The organism is Rhodoferax sp., from assembly GCF_037143375.1.
Classification (GTDB): Bacteria; Pseudomonadota; Gammaproteobacteria; order Burkholderiales; family Burkholderiaceae_C; genus Rhodoferax.
Genome location: NZ_JBAWYV010000198.1, coordinates 1 through 4,891, shown reverse-complemented (window position 1 = coordinate 4,891; position 4,891 = coordinate 1). Strand labels below are relative to the sequence as shown.

General features: G+C 58.9%; 4 protein-coding genes and 1 pseudogene. 3 read left to right on the top strand and 2 right to left on the bottom strand.

Going from position 1 to position 4,891, the window contains the following annotated elements; genetic code table 11:
* Positions 1–236, top strand: a pseudogene (locus WCG50_RS17445) (pyridine nucleotide-disulfide oxidoreductase); the annotation flags it as partial.
* Positions 237–510: 274 nt separating this feature from the next.
* On the opposite strand, the gene ltrA reads toward WCG50_RS17445, so the two are convergent.
* A complete protein-coding gene (gene ltrA / locus WCG50_RS17440) occupies positions 511–1,824 on the bottom strand; it encodes a group II intron reverse transcriptase/maturase (RefSeq protein WP_336900868.1) in 1,314 nt (437 codons plus the stop codon).
* An 844-nt stretch (positions 1,825–2,668) separates the two neighbouring features.
* Here ltrA and WCG50_RS17435 point away from each other — a divergent pair.
* Positions 2,669–2,914, top strand: a complete 246-nt coding sequence (locus WCG50_RS17435) for a hypothetical protein (protein WP_336900867.1) — start codon at positions 2,669–2,671, stop codon at positions 2,912–2,914.
* A gap of 8 nt (positions 2,915–2,922) precedes the next feature.
* A complete protein-coding gene (locus WCG50_RS17430) occupies positions 2,923–3,543 on the top strand; it encodes a flavin reductase family protein (RefSeq protein ID WP_336900866.1) in 621 nt (206 codons plus the stop codon).
* 21 nt (positions 3,544–3,564) lie between these two features.
* On the opposite strand, the gene selD is transcribed toward WCG50_RS17430, so the two are convergent.
* Positions 3,565–4,644 (bottom strand): selenide, water dikinase SelD, encoded by a 1,080-nt coding sequence (selD, locus tag WCG50_RS17425; RefSeq protein ID WP_336900865.1) that lies wholly within the window; start codon positions 4,642–4,644, stop codon positions 3,565–3,567.
* Positions 4,645–4,891: the final 247 nt, after the last annotated feature.

Below are 4,891 nucleotides of genomic sequence, written 5' to 3'. Positions count from 1 at the left end.
GCAGCGGCGTTTATGCCGTGCGGGCCGGCCCCGCCTTGCTCACCAACCTGCGCGCTGTAGTGGCTGGCACATCCCCCAGCCCTCACCTGCCACCCGCCAACACCTTGAATTTACTGTCGTGTGGCGACCACTTCGCCATCGCCAGCTGGGGCCGCTACTCAGCGCAAGGACGATGGGTGTGGCGACTGAAAGACTGGATTGACCGCTCGTTCATGAAACGCTACCGCCGGGAATGAGCGCGAGGTGCCTTGAATAAACAGCTATGTGCATGCTGAGCTTGGGTAAGACCAAATCTCAATTGGTCGTTTTATGCATGACAGGGCTGGATTGAGGACTTGACAGTGACGCCAAGCAGCGCTCGCGGGCATGGTCGGTGCGGTTTATGAGGAGCCGATGCCACCGGGGTAGAGGGCTCAGCTCATGATAGGGGTAGAGAAGGACACCGTCCTCCCCTCCCTCCGAACCGTGCGTGCGGTTCTCCCGCACACGGCTCTCCAGTTAGTGGTTTCCTCATCGGGATCGGCTCGCTCGGTGGGCTGTTGCCATGGTGAACAGTCCCAAGTTTGCGAAGTAAACATTTGGCCATCGTCTGTGATCGTCATGGCAACGCCCCATCCCCGGGCGCTTTTCCTGCTTGCGCAGTACCGCCCTCATTCGTCGTCGAATGAATCCATCGAGCGGCTCGAACGTGGTGCGCCGAGCATGTTTGAAATACTCAAACCATCCTCTAATCATGGGTGTCAGATCTTCAACGATGGTGCGCAGACTCTCGCCTCGGGTGCGTTTCGTCTTCTCGCGTACCTTGTCTTTGAATCCTTTGAGACTTTTGCCTCGCACCCAGCGCCGCCCCGCCTCGAAGCGGTAGCCCAGAAACTCAAAGCCTTGTCCCCAGACAGAACAATCCCCCACGTGGGTTTTGTCCGGGTGCAGGGTCAGGCCGTTTCCTTGTACCCACACTTTGACCTCCTCCAATGCCGCCTGCGCTTGTGACGCGGTTTGGCACAGGATGACGAAGTCGTCAGCGTAGCGCACCATGCGATAACCCAGCTTTGGCATCTTTACGTCCAAGGGATGAAGGTACAGATTGGCCAGCAACGGACTGATCACGGCCCCTTGTGGGGTGCCTGCCGTTGGCGTCCATCTCTGCACATCCTTAACAATGTCTTGTCGCAGCCAGCTCGCCAGCAGTTGCAGCAGGCAACCATCGCTGATGTGCTCTTCGATTCTCTGTGTCAGCGAGTCGTGCGGGATGCTGTCGAAGTAGCCCTGCAAGTCAGCGTCAACCACGTGGGTGTAGCCATCTTTGAGGTGTCCATCAACTTCCCGCAGCGCGTCCTTGCAGCCTTTGCCCGGTCGAAATCCGTAGCTTATGTCCAGAAACTCATTCTCAAAGATCGGCTCTATCACCCGCTTGACCGCCGTTTGCACGATTCGGTCTTTGACGGTGGGGATGCCCAAGGGTCGCGTTTTACCGCCTGCTTTGGGTATGTCTACCCGGCGCACCGCTTGGGGCCTGTACTTGCCTTGTTCGAGGTCTCTGGCCAGTTCGCCCAAATACGCCAGTTCATTGGCCGCAAATCCTTCTATGCTTTGCCTGTCTATGCCTGCGGCTCCCTTGTTCGCTTTGACTTGTTGCCAAGCCGCTTGCAGGGTGCCTGGGCGATAGACTTTGTCGATCAGACTAAACCATTTGCGCCCCTTGACGCCGTTACCCAGCGCCGCCAACATGCGCTCTGTCCAGATAGCACGATCCACCCACACCCATTCGGTTGGGGCAGATTCAGTTTGCTTAGCCTTTACTGGCACTGTCACTGATTCGCTCATGCTTGTCGCTCTTTCTGTACTTTTGCACATCCACTTTCCTACCACCCTTGGCTGGTGCGGTTTTCCTGCTCCGCACTTTTCGGTCTGCCCTCTGCAGGGGTTAGGCACGAGGGGGCGAACCCCCGGTTATCCAGACTTTCGTCTGCACAGCGTTTGCGCTGCGTGTTGGCCTTGCCTGCTCTTGCAGCCCTTCGCTACTATGATGGTTCTGACTCCTGCTGCCCGTCACCTCGGGCTGCAGGTATCCCCGTTTATCTCGCTACACCTTCCCGGCATTCCGCCTCCAACCACGCTGCGTGCTCCGGCATCGCTTTACACGCCATAACCAGCGTACCGGACGTATTTCGGACTTCGCCTTGAGAGAGCAGGCTCGTCGCCACGCAACGCCGAATCGAGTTCGTCATCCTGCGGACTGCCAGTTCGCCTCCAGTTGCTCTCCACCCCGCCTCACGGCGACGCAGTTACTTTCAGCTACAGGGTCTTGGCTTACCCTGACACAGACTCTCACTGTGCAGATGTCGCGCCTTCACGGGCGCACTCCCCCGGACCGGGCTGCACCCGATCCTCCGCCTGACTTCGCTGCACCCTCTACCCCGTTGACATCGGCTGCCAGCCGTGTTGGCCCGCGGTGACTCAATGCCTTTGGACTCAGGACGGCGTGGCATTCAGTGCGGTGAGGTCAAGGGGGAGGCCGAAGGCCGGAGGACACGAACGGCACTGAGTGCCACGTCGTTCTGAGTCCTTTTTTTAGCGCGACGGCTTCGAGCCCCTGGCCGACATAACGCCACAAATCAGCTTGACGTACGAAGTTCGCACCAACCAACCTTTCATAATGCACAGCTCCATGAATAAACTACACCTCAATTCCTACAACGAAACCATTTACCGGGTGCTGACAGAGAGTGACGAGCACGTCGGCAACCTGAAACTGATCAACGGGCTCTGGAAGTTCAAGGCGATTGGCTACGACGCGCACGGCGATGTGCTGCCCGGTGGCGGCCCACTCACTGACCGCCACAACCTCAGTTTCGATGCCCTTGACGAAGAAAACATCAGCCGCCAATTACTCGCAACACCTATCCTTGACTGACTTTGTAAATGCCCAACTCCGCCCATTTTTACGAACCGCGTCACGGCCACCGCCTGCCGCACGACCCGTTCAACGCCATCGTCGGGCCGCGTCCGATTGGCTGGATCTCGACCTGTAGCGCCGGGGGTGCGCTGAACTTGGCGCCCTATAGTTTTTTCAACGCCTTCAACTACACCCCGCCGATCGTCGGGTTTGCCAGCATTGGCCACAAAGACACGCTGCGCAACATTGAAGAGACCGGTGTGTTTGTCTGGAATCTGGTGACGCGCCCGCTGGCCGAGGCCATGAACCAGACCTGTGCCGCCGTGCCGCCCGAGGTCAGCGAGTTTGGCCTGGCCGGGTTGACCCCGGTGGCCTCACGCCTGATCGCGCCACCCCGGGTGCTGGAAAGCCCGGTGGCGTTTGAATGCAAAAAAACCCAGATCGTGCAACTGCAAACCGCCACGGGCGACAGGGTGCCGACCTGGCTGGTACTGGGCGAGGTGGTGGCGGTGCACATCGCGAAAAATTTGCTTAAAGACGGTGTTTATGACACGGCTGGTGCCGACCACATCTTGCGCGGTGGCGGTGCCGCCGACTATTTTTCTATCGGCCCGGAACAGTTGTTTCACATGCGCCGCCCGGCTTGAGGCCGGCGCATCATTCCTGCCTTAAACCACCCGCAATCTGGCACCCGAGGTACCGGGGGTGATTTCACCGACTTCAACGGCGGCCTCAAAGCCGTGTTGTTTGAAAATTGCCAGCACCGCCTCGACCGTCTCTGGCGCGCACGACACCAGCAAGCCGCCACTGGTTTGCGGGTCGCTCAACAGGGTTTGGTCGACGGCGGCAAAGCCTTCGGGCAAAGCTATCTCGGCGCCATAACCGGCCCAGTTGCGGGCCGAAGCGCCGGTAATCAAACCCTGCAAGGCCAGCTCGCGCACACCGTTCAACAAAGGCACCCTGGCCCAGTCAATTTGCACCGTGCACTGGGCGCCGCGGGCGATTTCCAGCGCGTGACCGGCCAGACCAAAACCGGTCACATCGGTCATGGCGTGCACGCCGTCCAGCGCGGCCAACTCGGGGCCGGGGGTGTTCAACTTGGTGGTGACGGCAATCATCTGCGCGTAACCGGCAGCGTCAAGTTTTTCTTTCTTGAGGGCGGCTGACAAAATGCCCACGCCCAGCGGCTTGCCCAGCACCAGCCTGTCGCCCACGCGGGCATCGGCGTTGCGCTTGACGCGGCTCGGGTGCACCAAGCCGAGGGCGACCAGGCCATAAATCGGCTCCACCGAGTCGATGGTGTGGCCGCCCGCAATCGGGATGCCCGCCGCACGGCAGACGCTGGCGCCGCCTTCGAGAATTTTGCCGATGGTCTCGGTTGACAACACGTTGATCGGCATGCCGACCAGCGCCAGCGCCATGATGGGTTTGCCGCCCATGGCGTACACATCCGAGATCGCGTTGGTAGCGGCAATGCGGCCAAACTCAAACGGATCGTCCACGAACGGCATAAAGAAATCGGTAGTGGCAATCAGCGCCTGTTCGTCGTTGAGTTTGTAGACCGCAGCGTCGTCCGAGGTTTCGATGCCCACCATCAATTCTTTGGGGATCGGCATCGCCGTGATGCCCTTGAGGATTTCAGACAGCACGCCGGGCGCGATCTTGCAGCCGCAACCGCCGCCATGCGACAGGCTGGTGAGGCGGGGTTGTGTAACAGAGCTTGCGGCGTTGTTGGTGGTGGTGTTCATGTCTTAGCTTTCCAAAGAAGGTGACATTATCTTTGCAGCGGGTTTTGCGCATTGCAGGACATCACAGTCTGAAATATTGATAAAAACAGCCTCTAGCCCCCGTGCTGCTTGCGTGAACAGCTATTTATTAAATAGCAATCAATGACTCTGCTATTCAACCATGACGCATTCAAGCAGCCGAATTTTTCCGAACCCAGTTAACTGCACCGGTGAGATGCTGAAATTCATCCAGCGAACGCGCCGGAAT